Below are 18,899 nucleotides of genomic sequence, written 5' to 3' on the forward strand. Positions count from 1 at the left end.
AAATTGCACGTGCGCTGGCGACCGATCCGAAGCTGCTCGCACTCGATGAACCTGCTGCCGGCATGAACGCGACGGAGAAGGTCGAACTCACGCGCTTGCTCGACAAGATTCGCAGCGACGGCCGCACGATTCTCTTGATCGAACACGATGTGAAACTGGTGATGGGATTGTGCAACCGGATGACGGTGCTCGATTACGGCAAGGTGATCGCCGAGGGTCTGCCGCAGGACGTGCAGAAGGATCCGAAGGTGATCGAGGCTTATCTCGGGGCAGGGGTTCACTGATGGCTACGACGAATGGCGCGAACGGCGCAGCGATGTTGAAGATCAAGGGGCTGCAGGTCAGCTATGGCGGCATTCATGCCGTCAAGGGCGTGGACCTGGAAGTGGGCAAGGGCGAACTCGTGACGCTGATCGGCGCGAACGGCGCGGGCAAGACGACCACGATGAAAGCCATCACGGGCCTGAAGGCGTATTCGGCTGGCGATATCGAATACATGGGCGAGTCGATCAAGGGCGTGCCATCGCACGAATTGCTCAAGCGCGGTCTGGCGATGGTGCCGGAAGGGCGGGGTATTTTTGCGCGCATGTCGATTCTTGAAAACATGCAGATGGGCGCGTACCTGCGCAACGACAAGGACGAAATCGACAAGGACACCGACCGCATGTTCGGCTTCTTCCCGCGGCTGAAAGAGCGGGCGTCGCAGTATGCGGGCACGTTGTCGGGCGGTGAGCAGCAGATGCTGGCCATGGCGCGGGCGCTGTTGTCGCGGCCGAAGCTGCTGCTGCTGGACGAACCGTCGATGGGTCTCTCGCCGATCATGGTCGAGAAGATCTTCGAAGTGGTGCGCGAGATTTCGGGCGAAGGGTTGACGGTGCTGCTGGTTGAGCAGAACGCGCGTCTGGCGCTGCAGGCGGCGAATCGCGGCTACGTGATGGACTCGGGTCTGGTGACGATGTCCGGTGACGCGAAGACCATGCTCGACGATCCGAAGGTGCGGGCGGCCTATCTCGGCGAGTGATCGGCGTTGGTGAATGAAGAAGCCGCATGCCTTTGAAGGGCATGCGGCTTTTTTAATGCGTGATCAAAGCCGCTTGCCGAAGCTGACCACTTCATCCATCTGATAACCGAGTTTCGCGTAAAACGCCTGCGTTTCAGGCTTGTTCGCCATGATCTGCAGATTGAGCTTCGGACATCCGATAGCGGCGAGAGCGTGTTCCGCGTGCCGGACCAGCGCACGGGCATAACCGTTACCGCGTTGATCCTCGGCGACCGCGAGCGAATACATCCATCCGCGATGCCCGTCGTAACCCACCATCACCGTGCCGATCAAGCGCTCTTCCAACATGCCGACAAAGAAGAACTCCGGCTGCATGGCGAGCTTGTTTCGAATCGATAAACGCGGATCACGCTGCGGCTTTCCTGGCATGGCGTATTCCGGAAACGCTTGTGCCCAGAGCGCGAGCACGTCCTGCGTGTCACGCTCGTCGAAAATCCGGATGATCATAGCGAATCCAGCACGGTCCGAAGCATCGACATCATCTGGTCGATCTCAGGCTTCGTCACGTTCAGCGCCGGCATGAAGCGCAGCAGGTTCGGCCGCGCCGCATTCAGAAGCAAGCCATCCGGTCCCATGTCGCGCGCCATGTCGACAATCTTCGGACCGTTGTCGTTATTGAGCAGCAACGCGCGCAGCAAACCTTCGCCGCGTTCGCCGTTAAAACCGCGCTCTTCGGAGAGCTGCAGCAACTGCGCCTTCAGGTACTCACCGCGCTCACGCACGCCTTCGAGAAAGCCCGGCGCGGTCAGTTGGGAAATCACCGAAAAACCCGCGGCCGTCATCAGCGGATTGCCGTTGTACGTGCCGCCCTGGTCGCCGGGTTCGAAGCATGCGACTTCCTTGGTCGCGAGCAGCGCGGCCAGCGGCACGCCGCCGCCAATGCCCTTGCCGAGCGTCATGACATCCGGCTCCACGCCCGACAATTCATACGCGAACAAGGTGCCGGCGCGGCCGCAACCGCTTTGCACTTCGTCGACGATCATCAGCAGGTTATGTTTCTTCGTCAGCGCGCGCAAAGCCTGCATGAACTCGCGCGTGGCCGGGATCACGCCGCCTTCACCCTGGATAGGCTCGAGCATCACGCCGACGGTTTTATCGGTGATGAGCTTTTCCACCGACGCGATGTCGTTCAGGTCAGCCTTCGGGAAGCCTGGCACTTGCGGTGCATAGATGGTGTCCCAGCCCGGCTTGCCGCTGGCCGACATGGTCGCCAACGTCCGGCCGTGGAAGCTGTGATCGAACGTGATGATCTCGTACGCGCCGCCCTTGAACTTCTTGCCCCACTTGCGCGCGAGCTTGATCGCGCCTTCGTTGGCTTCGGCGCCGCTGTTGGCGAAGAACACCTTGTCGAAGCAGCTGTTCGCGGTCAGGAGGCCGGCGAGCTGGGCCATCGGCGCGTTGTAGAAAGCCGGCGACGGGTTGATCAGCGTACGAGCCTGTTTGTCCATGGCTTCGATCATGCCGTCATTGCAATGACCCAGACTATTCACCGCCCAGCCCTGGATGAAGTCGAGGTATCGCTTCTCGTTGTTGTCGTAGAGCCAGGAACCCTTGCCGTGCGTGAACACGATCTCAGGACGGTTCGTGATGAACATCAACGATTCGACGGGGTACTCTTGGAAATTCATGACGGCGGGCTCCACGAAAACAGCAAGGAAAAAAGGTGGCAGGGAAAAATACCGAACCAACAATGCAAAAAGCCACGGAATTCCGTGGCTTCATGGTGGCGAAGTGTGCGCTGGTTCGAAAACTCAAGCGCCAATCCGTGACGAGCCAGCGGCATCCCTAGGGGAGCAGCGAGCGGCGACGTCGAAGAGTGGCGTAAATTTTGAGCATTCGCGAAGAATACGATATGAAGTTCCTGCGTGTAAACCATGGCGGCCCGATTTTTTTCGAGCCGCCACACTCGCCGGCTTCAGTGTGCTTAAACCGGATTGGCGAGATCCGCCGCGCTGGTGAACGAATCGGCGTAGAACTCGTCCTCCGGCAAACGGTGGTGGCTCGTGAAATCGCGCTGCGCGGATTCCACCATGACCGGCGCGCCGCACGCGTACACCTGATACGCGCTCAAGTCTGGCAGATCTTCAATGACAGCACGATGAACAAAGCCCGTACGGCCAGTCCACGCGTCGTTTGCATCGGGTTCCGACAGCACCGGCACGAACGAGAAGTTGGGCACGTCCTTCGCCCATTGTTCCGCCATGTCCATCATGTACAGGTCCTGCTTGCGGCGGCCGCCCCAATAGAGCGTCATGGGCCGGTTCAGGTTCTTGAACACGGCATGTTCAATGATCGCCTTGATGGGCGCGAAGCCCGTGCCGGAAGCGAGCAGCACGATGGGCTTCTCTGAATCCTCACGCAGGAAGAACGTGCCGAGCGGGCCCTCGAAGCGCAGGATGTCGCGCTCTTTCATGGTGCCGAACACGTGGTCCGTGAAGGTGCCGCCGGGCATGTGGCGCACGTGCAGTTCGATGGGGCCTTCATGGTGCGGCGGGCTCGCCATCGAATAGCTGCGGCGCTTGCCGTCCTTCAATATGAATTCGATGTACTGGCCGGCCAGGTATTGCAGACGCTCGTTGGCCGGCAATTGCAGCTTCAGTTCAATGACGTCGCCCGCCTTGCGTTCCAGCGCGTTCACGCGGCAGGGCAGCTTCTTGACCTGGATGTCGCCTACGCCTGCGACCTCGCGTATGTCGACCGTCAGGTCGCCCTTGGCGGTCGCGCAGCAGAGAAGGGCCATGCCGCGGGTCTTCTCGTCGTTGGACAATGCTGACGATGAATGCGGCGCCTGCTCGACTTCGCCGGACACGACCGTGCCCTTGCAGGAACCGCAGGCTCCGTTCTTGCAGCCGTAGGGAAGTCCAATGCCCTGACGCAGGGCGGCAAGCAGCACCGCTTCGTCGGGTTCTACCTGAAACTGCCGGCCGCTTTGCCGGAGCGTAACGTTGAAAGCCATAGATCCTGGATGAGTTGGATGAAACAAATGCAAAAGCTGTCGCGGCTACAATCGACAGCATGATCGCCACTCGAAAACTACGCCGCGCGCGCGTGCTGATTGCCGGTTGCGGCGATGTCGGCCTGCGGTGCGTGCCGCTTCTCGCTCACCGTGCCGCCGCGCCTCGCGTGATCGCACTATCAAGTCAACCCGCGCGTGCCGCTGAACTTCGCGCAGCCGGCACGACACCGTTGATCGGCAACCTGGACGAGCGCCGCAGCCTGCGGCGCCTGGCCGGTCTTGCGTCCACGGTGCTGCATCTCGCGCCGCCCCAGAAAAACGGCGACGACGACAGCAGGACCCGCGCGCTGATTGCCGCGCTGAGTGCGCAGCGACGGTCCGTTGCGCGCGGGGCGACCAGCGCGGTTGCGCGCCAGAGGGCGTGGCGCGGATGGTTTCGCGCGACCTTCAAAAGCAGCATGCGAGCGGGCGTCAAAATGCACGCCAAAGCCATAAAAAGACCGTCTATTGTACCCGACCGGGTTCCGGGTACCGCCGCGCGCCCGCGGCAAATCCGCCTGATTTATGCGAGCACGTCGGGGGTTTATGGCGATTGCGGCGGGGCGTGGATCGACGAAACGCGCCCGGTCAGGCCGGACAACGCGCGTGCGAAACGGCGGGTATCGGCGGAAAGGCAATTGCGGGGCGCCACGCAGCGCGGTCTGCTGAGTGCATCGATTGTGCGGATTCCCGGCATTTACGCCGGCAACCGCCTGCCGCTGGCACGGCTGCAGAAGGGCACGCCGGCGCTCGCACCGGCCGAAGACGTCTATACCAACCACATCCACGCCGACGATCTCGCCGCCATTCTCGTACTCGCGATCCGGCGGGCACGTCCGCAGCGCGTGGTGCATGCATCGGACGATAGCGACTTGCGCATGGGGGACTATTTCGACCTGGTCGCCGATGCGTTCGGTTTGCCACGCGCTCCCCGTGTTTCGCGCGAGCAGGCGGAGACGCAACTCGAGCCGATGATGCTCTCGTTCATGCGTGAATCGCGACGTCTGCAGAACACCCGGCTGCGAGACGAAATGCGTTACGCGTTGCGTTATCCGAGCATTCACGACTTCCTGCGCGACTTCCTGCGCGACTTCCGGAGCGAGGCGAATGCTCAGTTCACCATCACATCAGTACCGGTAGAGTCTCCAGCAGAATGAAGCACAGCAAAGCCCCGATCAGCGCACCAATCAGGTTGGGTTGATAGCGATGGCGCAGATGCATCGTCACCAGCAATCCGACGATGAACAACACGCTGAAAGCCACGAACGCAATCATTGCAATGGTCATGTGAGCGGCCATGATGGCCCTCCTGCTTCTTTTAATAGTCGTGTAAGGAGTATAGATTTACGTCGTAAGAAAGGCATGCTGCAACGCGGCACCAGCGCGCTGTGTTAACACCTATTGAATCGCGACAGTCCGGCTCACAGTCCGCTCATCGCGAGTCAATGAAGGCCGATACATCTGCGAGCACCGTCGAGCGTCCCCGCAACGGCAACGCCAGCGCCGAAACAATGCGGATATGGCCGAAGCCGTCGTAGTGTTTTACGTCCACCGAGTCGCCATGTTTGCGCAGCATGGCCGCCAGGCGGTCGGTGTTGCCGGGATCGACAACGGTGTCGTCCGTGCCGGCTGCGAGGAACATCGGCGGCTCGTGGCCAGTGACGAAATTGATCGGCTGGCTCTCGGCGCGCGTGCCCGCCGGAAATACGTCGAGTAGCGTGGGGTCCTTGATCGGCAGGAAATCGTAAGGTCCAGCCAGGCCGATCACGCCGCGCAAGTCGGTTTTCGACATCGCTTGCGAAGCGAGGTAACGCGGATCCGTCGCGATCAGCGCGGCAAGATGAGCCCCTGCCGAATGACCCATGACGAACAGCCGCAACGGATCGCCGCCGAATTCATGTGCGTGGTCACGGGTCCAGCGTGCGCTGGCTGCCGCATCATTAACGAAACCGGGAAACGCCGTTTCCGGATATGTCCGGTAGTCGGGCAGCACGGCCACGTAACCGCGTGAGGTCAATGCCTGTGCGACGAACAGGTAGTTGCCACGGTCGCCGTTTTGCCAGCTTCCACCGTAGAAGAAGACGACAACCGGGCGCGGCTCGGTGCCGGCCGCGACGGGCACATAGACGTCGAGTACCTGACGCGGATCGCTTCCGTACGCAATACCTGACGTTTTCCTGTAACCACCCGAAGGGATGGCGGCGTTCAAAAGTTCGACGGGGCTGCAGGCGGCGAGCGCCGCAGCGGCAAGACTGGCAAGCCCGAATGTCACGATGCGGCGTTTTTCTTGTGCGGGCATAAATGTCGAAAAGCAGGGGGATGCCACGTTCTACGCTCGAAGCGCGCGGATGGATGCAGCGCACCGGCTTGGTCTCATCGTGACGTTAAACCCGCCGCGATCGTGACTCAGCGCGCTATCGCACGAACATGACGCACGCCGGGCGCATCAGCCTTGCCTGAGCATGGCGAGGTCTGCATCGTCCAGCCAGCGCCATTGGCCTTCGGCCAGGTCATCGGGCAAACCAAAGCCGCCAATACGCTCCCGATGCAATTGCTCCACGCGGTTCCCCGCCGCCGCGACCATCCGCTTCACCTGGTGGTACTTGCCCTCAAGCACCGACAGTTCGAGCTTTCGCTCGTCGCGTTGTTTTGCGCTAACGGCCGCAATTGGCTGCGATTCGCCATGCAGCAAGACGCCGTCGCGCAGTGCGCCGAGTTGAGCATCGTCCAGTGGATGGCGCGTGGTCGCGAGATATACCTTCGGCACCTTGCGTTTGGGCGACGTGAACGCATGCACGAACGCACCGTCGTCGGAGAGAAGCAGGAGGCCGGTCGTGTCCTGATCCAGACGTCCCACACATTGCACGCCGCGCTCCGTCAATGGCGGCGGCAACAGGTGAAAGACGCTCAGGTGATGTTGCGGATCGCGCGAGCACTCGTATCCCGGCGGCTTGTTAAGCACCAGATACGCCTTTTCCCGATACCGCCACGTCGCGCCATCGACTTGAAACTCGAATGACGCGAGCGCGTCAGACGCGATGTCGATCGCGGCATCGGTACAAAGCGAACCCGCGATGGATACGCGGCCATCCGCCACGAGCGCGCGGCATTGGCGGCGCGAGCCAAAGCCCTGCGTGAAGAGAATGCGTTCGAGATCCATCAGGGCGGTTCTTGGCTCAGGCGGAAAGGGGGACGGACATTCTAGCAACCGCTGCGCTTCGATCCCGCCTGGCGGCTGCGTGAACGGGGGCGGCGCGCGGTCATTCCACCATTGCCAGCCTCCGTCGTCGGCCATTCGTAAAGCAGGCCGATTAAGGTCTTTTCATAGTTGCTCCCCTGCATGACGTTTATGCTTTTCGCTTTGTGCCCGTTTTGATCTGTCGTTTTGACCTGTCTCACGCGTATGACGAAAGGACGCTGACAAGCCGGCATCCTTTCCACCACTCCGATCCCTCTTTTCACCCAAGGAGCAGGACATGGCAAGAAACACGGTTGCGGAATTTTTGGCCAGGACGCTGGCGGCGGCTGGCGTCGAGCGTATCTGGGGCGTTACCGGCGACAGCCTGAACGGGCTCGCCTACAGCCTCGACCAGGTCGGCTCCATCCGCTGGATGCATACACGCCACGAGGAAGTGGCGGCGTTCGCGGCAGGCGCCGACGCGGCTTCGACGGGCAAGCTTGCCGTGTGCGCCGGCAGTTGCGGCCCGGGTAACCTGCACCTGATCAATGGCTTGTACGACTGTCACCGTAACCAGCAGCCGGTGCTGGCGATTGCCGCGCATATCCCATCGACGGAAATCGGGCTGGGCTACTTCCAGGAGACCCATCCGACCGCGCTGTTCAAGGAATGCAGCCACTACGTCGAGCTGGTGTCGAGCGCAGCGCAATTCCCGCGCGTGCTCGCCCGCGCAATGCGCACGGCGATCGAAGAGCGCGGCGTAGCGGTGATCGTGCTGCCCGGCGATGTCGCGTTGAGCGACGCGCCAACGGAAAAACCCGGCTGGTCCGCCACGGGGCCGTCGACCATCCTGCCATCGGACATCGATATAGACCGGCTTGCGGCCATGCTGAACGAGTCGGAAGCGGTGACGCTCATGTGCGGCAGCGGCACCGCGGGTGCGCACGACGAAGTGGTTGCGCTCGCGGACATGCTGGGCGCACCGGTCGTCCACGCGATGCGCGGCAAGCAGTTCATTGAATGGGACAACCCGTACGACGTCGGCATGACGGGGTTGATCGGTTTCAGCTCCGGCTACCACGCAATGATGTCGTGCGACACGCTGCTGCTGCTCGGCTGCGATTTCCCCTACCGGCCGTTCTATCCGGCCGACGCCAAGATCATCCAGGTCGACTGGCGCGGCTCGAAGCTCGGCTCGCGCGCGCCGCTTGCACTGGGGCTGGTCGGCACGGTCAAGGAGACGGTCGCGGCGGTTTTGCCAAAGCTCACGCGCAAGCCGGACCGCAATTTCATCGATACCGCCCGCAAGCACTACGCGACGGCGCGAAAGGGGCTCGACGAACTGGCTACGCCATCAGGCCCGGGCAAGCCGATTCATCCGCAATATCTGACGAAACTCATCAACGAAGCGGCTGCGGAAGACGCCATTTTCACCGCCGATGTCGGCACGCCGACGGTCTGGGCCGCGCGTTACCTCACGATGAACGGCAAACGCCAGCTACACGGCTCGTTCAACCACGGTTCCATGGCCAATGCGATGCCCCAGGCGCTCGGCGCGCAGGGCGCGAATCCGGGGCGGCAGGTGATCTCGCTGTCGGGCGACGGCGGGTTGTCAATGCTGCTCGGCGACTTGCTCAGCGCCCGCCAGCTCGATCTGCCCATCAAAGTGGTGGTTTATAACAACAGTCTGCTTGGCTTCGTTTCCATGGAGCTCAAGGCCGCCGGATACCTGGATACCAACGTCGATCTGGCCAGGACCGACTTCGCCGCCATCGCCCAGGGCGCGGGGATTTTCAGCATCCGGGTGGAGGAGTCGGAGGACATTGCAGAGGCTCTGCAGAAGGCTTTCGCCTATCCCGGACCGGCGCTCGTGGACGTGGTGACGTCCAAACACGAGCTGGCCATGCCGCCAAAAGTGGAACTGGCGCAGGCAAAGGGATTCAGCCTCTATATGCTGCGCGCGATCCTGAACGGGCGCGGGGACGAAATCGTTGAGTTGGCCAAAACCAATTTTCGATAGGAATGCGCTGAATTCGTTGAAATTCTCTGTATTTCGAACAACAATGCGGTGCTGCAATCGATTTATAACTCCAGGGAGATTGGTAATGAAGAAGTTCTCGCAAATTGCAATGGTTGGTGCGCTCGCATTCGCGTTCGCAGGCACGGCAATGGCTCAATCGGGTGGTGGCGGTTCGAAGACGGACGAAAGCAAGCCTGCTGTCAGTCCTACAGAACCCAAACCGCACCTGCCGCACTTCAAGCATAAGAAAGCAGCATCGGGCGTCCACGGTACGACGTTGCATCAACAAGACAAGGCGTCGCACCTGAAGGGTGCATCGGCTGCCGCAGCCGCGTCGGCCCTGGGTACCAATGACAAGGGCCAACCGCAGTAAGCGGCAAGGTCAGGAGCCAAGCGCCCGGGACAGCATGTGTCAGGCGCTACATACGGCGGCACGTGCAAACGCGCCGCCGTATTGTTTTTGGGGCGGTGCAAGCAGCCCCGGTATTTTCATACCATTAGCCGCGCACGCACTGCAGCGCGCAGTCCACCAGGCCGCGAATCAGCCGGTCACGTACCGACCCCCGTTTCCAGAGCACGCCGAAGCGGCGAGGTTCTGACTCCATTGGCAAGCTGATCCGCGCGATGCGCAAGGTGCCGGTTATTGGCGTTGCGACATCCGGTGCGAGGGATACCCCGAGTCCGCGATCCACCATCATCGCGATGGCTGGGAGCGAGCTCAGTTCGAAGCGCTCGGTCGGCACGATCCCCGCACGTCTCAGATAACGCTCGGCCTCCTTGCCGCCCGCCCGCGAGCGGTCGTAGCGGATCAGCGGTTCGTTCGCGAGCAGGTCATGCGCGTCGCGTTTCGCCAGGCTCTCCGGCGCGATCACCACCAGCGGTTCCTCACGCAGCAGCTCCCACACGAAGGTTTTCGGCATGGCGAACGCGGGATGCGTGCAGACGGCTGCATCGACGTCGCCTTGCCGCAATGCTTCATACAATTCGTTCGAGGATCCCGACTGAATGAACACCTTCACATGCGGATGAGCGCTGACAAAATGCGCCAGGATGTCCGGCAGCAGGTTATGCAGCGCCGTATTGATCGTGCCGAGCCTGAGCTCGCCCGTCGCGTGTTCGTTGTTGGCGAGGATCTTCAGGTCGGCGAGTTCACGCAGCAAACCCCGCGACTGCGCGACGATCCGGCTGCCTGCAGGCGTGACCGATACCGTCCGGCCGGCACGCGCGAGGAGCGGCGCACCGAATTCGCGCTCGAGCGCGCGGATCTGCTGCGCCACCGCAGCAGGCGTCAGGTCGAGGCGGCGCGCGGCTTCGGCCATTGAGCCGGTGTCGACGACCAGCAGGAAACTGGTCAGGAACGAGGTCTCCATAAAGATACTTTTAGTTGATTTTGAAGGCACATTCTATCGCTTTATCTTCATTGTGCCGATGACTAGACTGGCGGGATGAAAAGCAAATTATTTGTTCCGGGCTCACGGCCCGAACTGTTCGCCAAAGCGCTGGCGAGCCAGGCAGACGCCCTTTCTTTCGATCTCGAAGACTCCGTGTCGGAGGCGCGCAAGCCCGAAGCCCGGGCGCATCTGCGCGATCTTCTTCTGGGTTTTCCATCCGGTTCGAATGCTTCGTCTTCGGACCGGTTCGGTGGAAAGACGATGATCGTGCGCGTGAACGCCATCGATTCACCTCATTTCGAAGCCGATCTCGCCGCCGTCGTGCAGGCGGGCGTCAATCTGATCAACCTGCCGAAACCGCGCCATGCCGACGACGTGCGGGCAGCCGCGAGCGCGCTTGATGCCGCCGAGCGCGCCAACGGCGTGACGGAGCCGATTGGCTTGCTGCTGAATATCGAATCGCCCGGCGCATTGCGCCGTGCGTTTGAACTGGCCGGCGCGCATCCTCGCGTGAAAGGCCTGCAACTTGGGCTGGGTGACTTGTTCGAGCCGCTGGGCATTGCGCGGCGGGAGACCGCGGCGATCCAGCAGGCCATGTTTGCGTTGAGCATGGCGGCGGGCGAGGCGGGCGTGTTCGCCTACGACGCGGCGTTTGCCGATATCCGCGATCAGGCCGGTTTCCAGGCCGAAGCGCGGCTTGCACGCAGTCTTGGTTTTATCGGCAAGAGCTGCATTCATCCGAGCCAGGTGGCGCTCGCCAACGAAGTATTCCAGCCGACGCCCGATGAGATCGCCCACGCGCAACGGGTGGTCGAGGCGGCAGCAGAAGCCGATGCGGCAGGCCGGGGCGCGTACGTGGTCGACGGCAAGATGATCGATGGCCCGTTCGTCGCTCGGGCGCGGGCGATCGTGGCACAGGTGGCTTTGAATACGGCTTCAGGCGCGGCTTCAACGCAACATCGGGGGTCACGGCCATGAGCAAGCCATCCCGCAGACCTGATGGCGCACGCGGACCGCTGAGCGGCATTCGTGTGCTTGACCTGAGCGCGTATATCGCCGGGCCGTATGGGTGCAGCCTGCTGGCCGACCAGGGCGCCGAAGTCATCAAGATCGAGCCGCCCGCAGGCGACAACCTGCGCAAATATCCCTCGACGCTCGAGAGCGAAAGCCGAGCGTTTCTTGGCGTGAACCGCAGCAAGCTTGGTCTCGCGCTCGACCTGAAACAACCTGAAGGGCTGGCTGCACTCAAGGCGCTGGTGGCGACCGCCGACGTGCTCGTGCACAACTTCCGGCCGAGCGTGCCGGCGCGTCTCGGTATTGATTACGAGCAGCTGAAGGTGCTCAATCCACGACTCATTTACTGCGCCGTGACCGGTTATGGCGAAACCGGACCGCTCAAGGACAAGGCCGGCTACGACCAGGTCCTGCAGACCATGACCGGCATGTGCACGATGCAAGGCAAGAGCGGGGGGCCGCCCGAAGTGCTCTATGGATCGGTGGTGGATTACTACGCGGCGGCGCTGGTAGCCGGGGGCGTGTCATCCGCGTTGTTCGAGCGTGAGCGCAGCGGCGAGGGACAGTACGTGGGCGTGTCGCTGTTGCGCAGCGCACTCGCCATGCAGTCGGCGCGTCTGGTCTGGGCTGACAACGAGCCCCGCGAAGTCGGCCGTGACATGCGTTCCGGCGGCATCACCGGCATTCATCCGACGCGCGGGGGATACCTCTACATCTCCGCCAATACGCCGCATTTTTGGCAGGCGCTGTGCCGCAAGACGGGCCTCGATGCACTCGCCGCCGATCCGCGTTTCGATACCGTCAGGAAGCGCGCACTCCACGTAGATGAAATCGTGCCGCAGCTTCACGCCGCCTTGCAGGCTAAAACCGCGCTGGAATGGGAAGCGCTGTTTGGCGAAGACGTGCCTTGTGCCGCGGCGCGTACGGTCGAAGACATGTTCGACGACCCGCAAGTGCTGGCCGAAGACATGATTGCGACGTACGAGCATCCGGTAGTGGGGCGATATCGCGGGCTCAAACGTTCGATCCGGTTCGGCCGGACACCCGGTCCCGAACCGTTCGCCGCGCCCACGTTTGGACAGGATTCCGAGCAGGTGCTGAGCGAACAAGGCATGTCGGGCGAGGACATCGAAGCGCTCCGGGCGAAGCGCGTGATCGAATAAAAGCGAATAAAACAAGCAAGAGAAGGAGACACGTCATGCCCGCAAACACCCCGGCGCCACCGCTTGCCTGCGATGCGCATATGCATGTCTACGACGCCCGCTATCCGCACAGCGGCACGCTGGTGAACGGCGCTAACGCCGACGACTATCGCCGTGAGATTCAGGCGCGCATTGGCACTACACGCACGGTGGTCGTGACGCCGCGTATCTATGGCGTTGACAACCGCGTGACACTCGACGCGATCCGGCAACTGGGCGCAGACCGTACGCGCGGCGTGGCGGTGCTGCGTCCCGACGTGAGCGATGCGGACCTCGTCACGTTGCACGAAGGCGGTATCCGCGGGATTCGCTTCACGCTGTACACGCCGGTGCAGGCGGTGGTCGGCTTCGACATGGTGGAGTCGTTGTCGCGACGAGTGCATGAGCTTGGCTGGCATGTCCAGTTGCATTGGACAGCGGCTCAGGTTGTGGAACATGAGGCTTTGCTAAGACGCCTGCCGTCGAAGATCGTCTTTGATCACCTCGCGCGTTTGCCGTTGCCCGAGGGTATTGATCATCCGGCGTTCGGCGTTGTTCGTTCGCTGCTGGATGGAGGGCGTGCGTGGCTGAAGCTGTCGGGTCCGTACCTCGATTCGCGAGTGGGCGAAGCGCAACGCTACAGCGACATGGACCGCGCGGCGCATGCATGGGTCAATGCGGCGCCTGAGCGGCTGGTGTGGGGCAGCGACTGGCCGCACACAACCGAGACGGCCAAGCCCGACGATGCCGCGCTGTTCGACCTGCTTTCGCACTGGGTGGAAAACCCCGCGCAACGCCGCGCCATTCTCGTCGATAACCCCGCCAGGCTATATGACTTCTGAAATGACTTCTAACGCCGTCCGACGCTAAAACATCCAACAACAATTACAGGAGACTGACTTGAAACCAGCGAGCGCTTCACCTTCGGGCGGCAGCGGTAAAACGCGCTTCACCAACGCGACCATTGACCTCTTCGAACGCGTCATTCCCGACCCGTTCGTTCTCGCCATCATGATCACCGCGTTCGTTGCGGTCGTGTCGGCGTTATTCGCGCCGCACGCGTCGTTCATGGGAATTGTCGGTGGCTGGTACAAGGGATTCTTCGATATCCTCACGTTCGCGTTCCAGATCACACTGATCCTCGTCACGGGCCATGCGTTCGCGCACGCGCCGCCTGTGCAGCGGCTTTTTCGTGCGGTGGTTTCTCTCGCTCGCACGCCGGTTCAGGCTGCCACGCTCACCTTTGTGTCGGTAGCGGTGGCCTCGTTTTTCAACTGGGGTTTCGGGCTCGTGGTTGCAGCGCTGCTCGCGCGTGAAGTCGCCAAGCGCATGCGCGTGGACTTTGCGTGGATAGTCGCGGCCGGGTTCTCCGGCTGGGTCGTGTGGGCGAGCGGTATCTCGAGTTCGATCGCACTCGCGCAGGCGACGCACGGCAGCGCCATGAACGTCGTCGAAAAGCTGACGGGGCAGGTGCTGCCGTTCGGCAGCACGGTGTTCACCGCGTTCAATCTGGTGCCGACGATCGTGATGCTGGTCGCCACGCCGATCGTGCTGGCCTTTCTCAAGCCGGCCGATGAAGACATCGTCGTGCTCGATCTCGACAAGAATCCCGATCCGCCCGCCAAGACCCGTCCCGCAGGCAAGCTCACGCCGGCGAAGTGGCTCGAATATTCGTGGGTGGGCAGCGCGTTTATCGGCGCGGCGGGGGTGTCGTTCCTGGCGATTGCGTGGACGCACAAGACAAGCTTCAGTGGCGTGAACGCGGTGATCTTCGTGATGTTCATCGCGGGCGTGGTGCTGCACGGCTACCCCCTCGCTTACGCCGATGCCATCAAGAATGCCGCGCGCCAGACCGGCTCGATGATGCTGCAGTACCCGCTCTACGGCGGCATCATGGGGATCATGGACGCGACCGGTTTGCCCGACGTGCTGTCGCACTTTTTCATCGCTATTTCGAACGCGCACACGCTGCCTTTCTGGAGCTACGTGTGTTCCCTGATCGTGACCTTCCTCGTGCCGTCCGGTGGCGGCCACTGGGCGGTGCAGGGTCCGTTCGTGGTGCCCGCGGCGGTGGCGCTGCATGCATCGGTACCCGGCACCACGATGGCGGTCGCCATGGGCGAGCAGGTGTCCAACATGCTGCAGCCGTTCTGGGCCGCACCGGTGGTCGCCATGGCGGGTGTCGGCGTGCAGCGCGTGCTTGGCTTCACCGTGATGACCTTCCTGCTCGGCGCCGTGGTGTATGGCGCGGCCTTGCTGTTGCTGATCTAGGCGTTCGCGCTATTCGTGTGCTGGAAAAACGAAGTGATGGAGACTTGAATGGAGACGTCTGAAACACGCAATCCCCACGCCGCGGCGCCATCGGGCGTAACGGCATGGAGAGATCGCTGGTGGGTGATATTCGATGTCCGTATCGGCGTGTTGCCCTTGCCGGTGTATATCGTGCTGCTGCTCGTGCTCGCCGCCATGGCCGCCGGCGGCAAACTCGATGCCGATCTTCCGACCGGCATCGCGTTGGTCGCCGTTGGCGGTTTTACCTGCGCTGAACTCGCGCGGCGCATTCCGTGGATCCGCCACATTGGCGCAACGTCGATCTTCGCGGCCTTCCTGCCGTCGGCGCTGATCTATTACCACCTGATGCCGGTGAGCGTGGTGAAGTCGGTGACGTCGTTCACGAAGAGCACCAATTTTCTCTATCTCTTCATCGCTGCGATTATCGTGGGCAGCGTGCTGAGCATGGACCGGCAGACGCTGATCAAGGGCTTCATCAAGATATTCGTGCCGGTCTGCGCCGGTTCGCTCGCAGCGGCGCTGGTGGGTACAGGCGTGGGCGCATTGCTTGGGCTTGGCGCGAAACACACGCTCTTTTTCGTGGTCGTACCGATCATGGCGGGTGGCGTGGGTGAGGGCGCGTTGCCGCTGTCGATGGGGTACGCGCAGACGCTCGGTGTCGATCAAGGCCCGCTGTTCGCGCAGGTGTTGTCGGCGGTCATGCTCGGCAACATTGCGGCTATCTGCTGTGCGGGTTTCCTGAACTACGTGGGTACGAAGAAACCGGCGTGGACCGGCAACGGCCAACTGACGCGTAACACCGATTCCTCGCAAGCGGACACATCGGCGGTGGCGCCTGTGGCGTTTGAATTCGATGTCAGTTCGGTTGCCGCAGCAGGCGCTACCGCCATCGCGCTGTATCTGGTCGGGCAGTTGAGCCATCAATGGTTCGGCTGGCCTGCGCCTGTGGTGATGCTGCTGCTGGTGGTCGCGGCGCAATTGCTGCAAGCGGTTTCTCCCCGCGTGCGCGGCGGCGCTCGCTTCATGTATTCGTTCTTTTCCACCGCCGTCACGTATCCGCTGATGTTCGCCATCAGCGTCGCCATGACACCGTGGGGCGAGATCGTAACGGCATTTCATTGGGCGAATATCGTGACGGCCGTGGTGACCGTGCTGACGCTGGTGGTGACGGGCTTCGGCGTGGGCCGGCTGATGGGTATGCATCCGGTGGAAGCCGCGATGGTCAACGCAACCCACAGCGGACTGGGCGGCACGGGCGACGTCGCTATCCTGACGGCAGGCAACCGCATGGAACTGATGCCGTTCGCGCAGATCGCGACGCGCATTGGCGGTGCGATCACGGTAATGGCCGCACTGGCGGTGTTCGCTTATATGCGTTGAATCTGCGCTGTATCTGCGTTGAATCCGCGTTGAATCGATAGCGGCGCGTTACTCCCCGCGCTGCCCGAGTCCCTCGACGATCACGCCGACAAACGCCTCTGTTACTGGCGGCAGCGTGCGTCCGCGCTTCTTCACGAGCGCGATGGGGCGCACGAAACCCGGCTCATCGATAACCCGCGTCACCAGTGCCGGCTCGGCGCGCACTTCGCGCGCCGAGCGCGGCAGGATGGTCACGCCGAGCCCCGCCCGAACCATGGCCACCGCCGTCATCATGTAGGTCGGCTCGCAGGTGGGTACGGGCGCGTAGCCGGCGCGTTCGAACGCTGCGTCCACCACTGCCCGCACGCTCGTTCCCGCCGCTGTCAGTACCAGCGGATAGCGGACGATCTCCTCCAGTCCGATCCGCTTGCCCGCTGTCAACGGATGCCCGTCCGGGCACACGACGCACAGCCTGTCTTCGCCCGCGTGCAGCACTTCCAGCGAGGCATCGGTGACATCGCCGCCGGTCAAGCCCACGTCCACATCCTCGTTACGCACCAGCGTATTGACCACGCTCGCGACGACATCGCGGATTTGAAACGACACGTGCGGCAACTCGCGTCTGAAATCCTGGATCAGATCAGGCAGCAAGCTCGCGGCGAATGACGGCAGGCACGCCAGCCTCACCGTGCCGGCGGAACCGTCGCTGAGCGCGCGGGCGTCGTGGAGAACCTGTTCCATGTCGCCCAGCGACTTTTGCAGGACCGGCAGCAGATCCCGTCCGACCGGTGTCAACGCAACGCTGCGGCTATTGCGGTCGAATAGCCGCGCGCCGATCGTTTCTTCAAGGCGGCGGATCTGCACGGTCAACGCGGGCTGCGACAAATGCAGCCGCACAGCGGCGCGCGTGAAACTGCCTGCCTGGGCCACGGCGATGAACGCGCGGATATCGCGGAGATTCAGGTCCATGATTCTCATCTATTACAAAACATGATTGCTGCCATCAAATCATTTCAATTGTTTTATCGACGCCCTGAAACTACGCTTGGTTGACTCATAAAACAATCGATTAAAAAAATCGGAGACAAACCTTGCTGCCCCTACTTGGTCTTGCCACTATCGTCGTCCTGCTCGCGGCGATTCTTTCAAAACGGATGTCGCCGCTGGTGGCGCTGATCATCGTGCCGATAGCGGCGTCGTTGATCGGCGGCTTCGGCTTGCAGACCAGCAAGTTTGTCATCGACGGGCTGAAGAGCCTTGCGCCTGTCGTCGGCATGTTCGTCTTCGCGATCCTGTACTTCGGCACGATTACCGACGCCGGCACGCTCGATCCGATCATCGACCGCATCTTGCGCACGGTCGGCACGCGGCCGACGCGCATTGTGATGGGCACGACGCTGCTCGCGCTGCTGATTCACCTCGACGGCTCGGGCGCAGTTTGCTTTCTCGTGACCATCCCCGCGATGCTGCCGCTTTACGACCGTCTCAAGATGGATCGGCGCGTGCTGGCTGCGGCGGCATCGATGGCGGCGGGGATCAATTTCCTGCCATGGACCGGGCCGATGATCCGCGCGTCGGCGTCGCTGCATCTGCCTATATCGGCGTTATTCAATCCGCTGATTCCGGTGCAGATCGTAGGCCTCGTGTTCGTATTCGGCGTGTCCTGGTGGCTCGGCCGGCGCGAAGAGAAACGGCTCGGATACACCGGCGCCGATGGCGCAATCCCGATGCCGAAGCGCGAACTCACCGACGAACAGAAAGCGCTGCGCCGGCCGAAGAATTTCTGGTTCAACATTGTGCTGACGCTGGTGGTGCTCGGCACGATGGTGGTGATGGGCGAGAAGATTCCTCCGGCGATCATGTTCATGGTCGGGCTGTGCGTCGCGTTGCTCGTCAACTATCCGAATGTGGATATGCAGCGCCAGCGCATTGATGCCCACGCACGCGCCGCGCTGATGATGGCCGGCATCCTGCTCGCAGCGGGCGTGTTCACGGGTGTGATGCAAGGCAGCGGCATGCTCAAGGCGATGGCGCAGGCCGCGGTTGGTTTTGTGCCGCCTTCCATGGCAACGCACATCCCCGTTGCACTCGGTTTCCTGTCGATGCCGCTCAGCATGCTCTTCGATCCCGACTCGTTCTACTTCGGCGTGCTGCCGGTGATCGCGGAAGTGGCGGGGCAGCTTGGCGTGCCCGCCGTGCATGTCGGCCAGGCAGCGTTACTTGGTCAGATGACGACGGGGTTCCCGGTCAGTCCGCTCACACCCGCCACGTTCCTGGTCGTCGGGCTGACCGGCATCGATCTCGCCGATCATCAGAAATTCACGTTTCCGCTGTTGTTCGGCGCATCGATCGTGATGACGATCGCGTGTGTCGTGCTGGGCATCTTTCCTCTTTGAGCGCGTTCTTTTA

At 62.2% G+C, this 18,899-nt stretch carries 19 protein-coding genes; 11 read left to right on the forward strand and 8 right to left on the reverse strand.

The genetic code is table 11. The features are described from left to right. Together ABH944_RS35760 and ABH944_RS35765 are read left to right on the forward strand one after the other, a co-directional pair. Nucleotides 1-284 (forward strand): ABC transporter ATP-binding protein C-terminal domain-containing protein (locus ABH944_RS35760; RefSeq protein ID WP_472975143.1); only part of this gene is annotated, 284 nt, incomplete at its 5' end. A gap of 32 nt (nucleotides 285-316) precedes the next feature. Beyond that, nucleotides 317-1,021 carry an ABC transporter ATP-binding protein gene (locus ABH944_RS35765; RefSeq protein ID WP_097265852.1) on the forward strand — a complete coding sequence of 235 codons (705 nt, stop codon included), beginning with the start codon at nucleotides 317-319 and terminating at the stop codon, nucleotides 1,019-1,021. 63 nt (nucleotides 1,022-1,084) lie between these two features. Here ABH944_RS35765 and ABH944_RS35770 read toward each other — a convergent pair whose 3' ends face one another. The 3 genes from ABH944_RS35770 to ABH944_RS35780 all read right to left on the reverse strand — a co-directional run bounded on the left by ABH944_RS35770 (nucleotide 1,085) and on the right by ABH944_RS35780 (nucleotide 4,016). Then, nucleotides 1,085-1,507, reverse strand: coding sequence for a GNAT family acetyltransferase (locus ABH944_RS35770; protein WP_404612666.1), 423 nt, complete (start codon nucleotides 1,505-1,507; stop codon nucleotides 1,085-1,087). After that, the gene (locus tag ABH944_RS35775; RefSeq protein ID WP_404612664.1) at nucleotides 1,504-2,688 is read right to left on the reverse strand and encodes an acetylornithine transaminase; all 1,185 of its coding nucleotides are present in this window, start codon (nucleotides 2,686-2,688) and stop codon (nucleotides 1,504-1,506) included. The genes ABH944_RS35770 and ABH944_RS35775 overlap by 4 nt, the downstream gene beginning before the upstream one ends. A gap of 296 nt (nucleotides 2,689-2,984) precedes the next feature. Next, nucleotides 2,985-4,016 (reverse strand): CDP-6-deoxy-delta-3,4-glucoseen reductase, encoded by a 1,032-nt coding sequence (locus ABH944_RS35780; protein WP_062081022.1) that lies wholly within the window; start codon nucleotides 4,014-4,016, stop codon nucleotides 2,985-2,987. A 59-nt stretch (nucleotides 4,017-4,075) separates the two neighbouring features. Between ABH944_RS35780 and ABH944_RS35785 the strand changes: the two genes are divergently transcribed. After that, nucleotides 4,076-5,212: an NAD-dependent epimerase/dehydratase family protein gene (locus ABH944_RS35785; RefSeq protein WP_404612662.1), complete on the forward strand. Its 1,137-nt coding sequence runs from the start codon at nucleotides 4,076-4,078 to the stop codon at nucleotides 5,210-5,212. Here ABH944_RS35785 and ABH944_RS35790 read toward each other — a convergent pair. The 3 genes from ABH944_RS35790 to ABH944_RS35800 form a co-directional block, all read right to left on the reverse strand. Continuing rightward, nucleotides 5,178-5,354: a hypothetical protein gene (locus tag ABH944_RS35790; RefSeq protein ID WP_165936529.1), complete on the reverse strand. Its 177-nt coding sequence runs from the start codon at nucleotides 5,352-5,354 to the stop codon at nucleotides 5,178-5,180. The genes ABH944_RS35785 and ABH944_RS35790 overlap by 35 nt on opposite strands. Nucleotides 5,355-5,487: 133 nt before the next feature. Further along, on the reverse strand, nucleotides 5,488-6,354 hold the full coding sequence (locus ABH944_RS35795) for an alpha/beta hydrolase (RefSeq protein ID WP_404612660.1): 867 nt from the start codon (nucleotides 6,352-6,354) through the stop codon (nucleotides 5,488-5,490). Between the two features lie 147 nt (nucleotides 6,355-6,501). After that, nucleotides 6,502-7,215: a pseudouridine synthase gene (locus ABH944_RS35800; protein WP_404612658.1), complete on the reverse strand. Its 714-nt coding sequence runs from the start codon at nucleotides 7,213-7,215 to the stop codon at nucleotides 6,502-6,504. 316 nt (nucleotides 7,216-7,531) lie between these two features. Between ABH944_RS35800 and poxB the strand changes: the two genes are divergently transcribed. Together poxB and ABH944_RS35810 are read left to right on the forward strand one after the other, a co-directional pair. Then, the gene (gene poxB / locus ABH944_RS35805) at nucleotides 7,532-9,253 is read left to right on the forward strand and encodes a ubiquinone-dependent pyruvate dehydrogenase (RefSeq protein ID WP_404612656.1); all 1,722 of its coding nucleotides are present in this window, start codon (nucleotides 7,532-7,534) and stop codon (nucleotides 9,251-9,253) included. A gap of 85 nt (nucleotides 9,254-9,338) precedes the next feature. Beyond that, nucleotides 9,339-9,626, forward strand: a complete 288-nt coding sequence (locus ABH944_RS35810; RefSeq protein WP_404612654.1) for a hypothetical protein — start codon at nucleotides 9,339-9,341, stop codon at nucleotides 9,624-9,626. A gap of 124 nt (nucleotides 9,627-9,750) precedes the next feature. Here ABH944_RS35810 and ABH944_RS35815 read toward each other — a convergent pair whose 3' ends face one another. Then, nucleotides 9,751-10,623 (reverse strand): LysR family transcriptional regulator, encoded by an 873-nt coding sequence (locus ABH944_RS35815; RefSeq protein ID WP_404612652.1) that lies wholly within the window; start codon nucleotides 10,621-10,623, stop codon nucleotides 9,751-9,753. 75 nt (nucleotides 10,624-10,698) lie between these two features. On the opposite strand from ABH944_RS35815, the gene ABH944_RS35820 reads away from it, so the two are divergent. From ABH944_RS35820 to ABH944_RS35840, 5 genes are read left to right on the forward strand one after another with little or no spacing between them, the layout of a single operon-like run. Then, complete coding sequence (locus ABH944_RS35820) at nucleotides 10,699-11,622, forward strand: HpcH/HpaI aldolase/citrate lyase family protein (protein ID WP_404612650.1); 924 nt, start codon at nucleotides 10,699-10,701, stop codon at nucleotides 11,620-11,622. After that, nucleotides 11,619-12,821 carry a CaiB/BaiF CoA transferase family protein gene (locus ABH944_RS35825; protein WP_404612648.1) on the forward strand — a complete coding sequence of 401 codons (1,203 nt, stop codon included), beginning with the start codon at nucleotides 11,619-11,621 and terminating at the stop codon, nucleotides 12,819-12,821. Before ABH944_RS35820 ends, ABH944_RS35825 begins: the two co-directional genes overlap by 4 nt. A gap of 35 nt (nucleotides 12,822-12,856) precedes the next feature. Then, a complete protein-coding gene (locus ABH944_RS35830; protein ID WP_404612646.1) occupies nucleotides 12,857-13,681 on the forward strand; it encodes an amidohydrolase family protein in 825 nt (274 codons plus the stop codon). A gap of 58 nt (nucleotides 13,682-13,739) precedes the next feature. Next, entirely contained in the window at nucleotides 13,740-15,110 is a 1,371-nt protein-coding gene (locus ABH944_RS35835) for a short-chain fatty acid transporter (protein ID WP_404612644.1), read from the forward strand. A gap of 48 nt (nucleotides 15,111-15,158) precedes the next feature. Beyond that, a complete protein-coding gene (locus ABH944_RS35840; RefSeq protein WP_404612642.1) occupies nucleotides 15,159-16,511 on the forward strand; it encodes a 2-hydroxycarboxylate transporter family protein in 1,353 nt (450 codons plus the stop codon). A gap of 48 nt (nucleotides 16,512-16,559) precedes the next feature. Here ABH944_RS35840 and ABH944_RS35845 read toward each other — a convergent pair whose 3' ends face one another. After that, nucleotides 16,560-17,459: a LysR family transcriptional regulator gene (locus ABH944_RS35845; RefSeq protein WP_404612640.1), complete on the reverse strand. Its 900-nt coding sequence runs from the start codon at nucleotides 17,457-17,459 to the stop codon at nucleotides 16,560-16,562. A 122-nt stretch (nucleotides 17,460-17,581) separates the two neighbouring features. Here ABH944_RS35845 and ABH944_RS35850 point away from each other — a divergent pair, with 122 nt between their 5' ends. Then, nucleotides 17,582-18,886 (forward strand): CitMHS family transporter, encoded by a 1,305-nt coding sequence (locus ABH944_RS35850; RefSeq protein WP_404612638.1) that lies wholly within the window; start codon nucleotides 17,582-17,584, stop codon nucleotides 18,884-18,886. Nucleotides 18,887-18,899: the final 13 nt, after the last annotated feature.

Source organism: Caballeronia udeis (genome assembly GCF_044909315.1).
Classification (GTDB): Bacteria; Pseudomonadota; Gammaproteobacteria; order Burkholderiales; family Burkholderiaceae; genus Caballeronia; species Caballeronia udeis_A.

What these genes read in the sequence shown, in the direction of transcription:
- ABH944_RS35780 (WP_062081022.1), bottom strand. Translation starts at nt 4,016, where the DNA reads ATGGCTTTCAACGTTACGCTCCGGCAAAGCGGCCGGCAGTTTCAGGTA.
- ABH944_RS35810 (WP_404612654.1), top strand. Translation starts at nt 9,339, where the DNA reads ATGAAGAAGTTCTCGCAAATTGCAATGGTTGGTGCGCTCGCATTCGCG.
- ABH944_RS35840 (WP_404612642.1), top strand. Translation starts at nt 15,159, where the DNA reads ATGGAGACGTCTGAAACACGCAATCCCCACGCCGCGGCGCCATCGGGC.
- ABH944_RS35815 (WP_404612652.1), bottom strand. Translation starts at nt 10,623, where the DNA reads ATGGAGACCTCGTTCCTGACCAGTTTCCTGCTGGTCGTCGACACCGGC.
- ABH944_RS35830 (WP_404612646.1), top strand. Translation starts at nt 12,857, where the DNA reads ATGCCCGCAAACACCCCGGCGCCACCGCTTGCCTGCGATGCGCATATG.
- ABH944_RS35775 (WP_404612664.1), bottom strand. Translation starts at nt 2,688, where the DNA reads ATGAATTTCCAAGAGTACCCCGTCGAATCGTTGATGTTCATCACGAAC.
- ABH944_RS35765 (WP_097265852.1), top strand. Translation starts at nt 317, where the DNA reads ATGTTGAAGATCAAGGGGCTGCAGGTCAGCTATGGCGGCATTCATGCC.
- ABH944_RS35820 (WP_404612650.1), top strand. Translation starts at nt 10,699, where the DNA reads ATGAAAAGCAAATTATTTGTTCCGGGCTCACGGCCCGAACTGTTCGCC.
- ABH944_RS35800 (WP_404612658.1), bottom strand. Translation starts at nt 7,215, where the DNA reads ATGGATCTCGAACGCATTCTCTTCACGCAGGGCTTTGGCTCGCGCCGC.
- ABH944_RS35825 (WP_404612648.1), top strand. Translation starts at nt 11,619, where the DNA reads ATGAGCAAGCCATCCCGCAGACCTGATGGCGCACGCGGACCGCTGAGC.
- poxB (WP_404612656.1), top strand. Translation starts at nt 7,532, where the DNA reads ATGGCAAGAAACACGGTTGCGGAATTTTTGGCCAGGACGCTGGCGGCG.
- ABH944_RS35770 (WP_404612666.1), bottom strand. Translation starts at nt 1,507, where the DNA reads ATGATCATCCGGATTTTCGACGAGCGTGACACGCAGGACGTGCTCGCG.
- ABH944_RS35785 (WP_404612662.1), top strand. Translation starts at nt 4,076, where the DNA reads ATGATCGCCACTCGAAAACTACGCCGCGCGCGCGTGCTGATTGCCGGT.
- ABH944_RS35845 (WP_404612640.1), bottom strand. Translation starts at nt 17,459, where the DNA reads ATGGACCTGAATCTCCGCGATATCCGCGCGTTCATCGCCGTGGCCCAG.
- ABH944_RS35795 (WP_404612660.1), bottom strand. Translation starts at nt 6,354, where the DNA reads ATGCCCGCACAAGAAAAACGCCGCATCGTGACATTCGGGCTTGCCAGT.
- ABH944_RS35790 (WP_165936529.1), bottom strand. Translation starts at nt 5,354, where the DNA reads ATGGCCGCTCACATGACCATTGCAATGATTGCGTTCGTGGCTTTCAGC.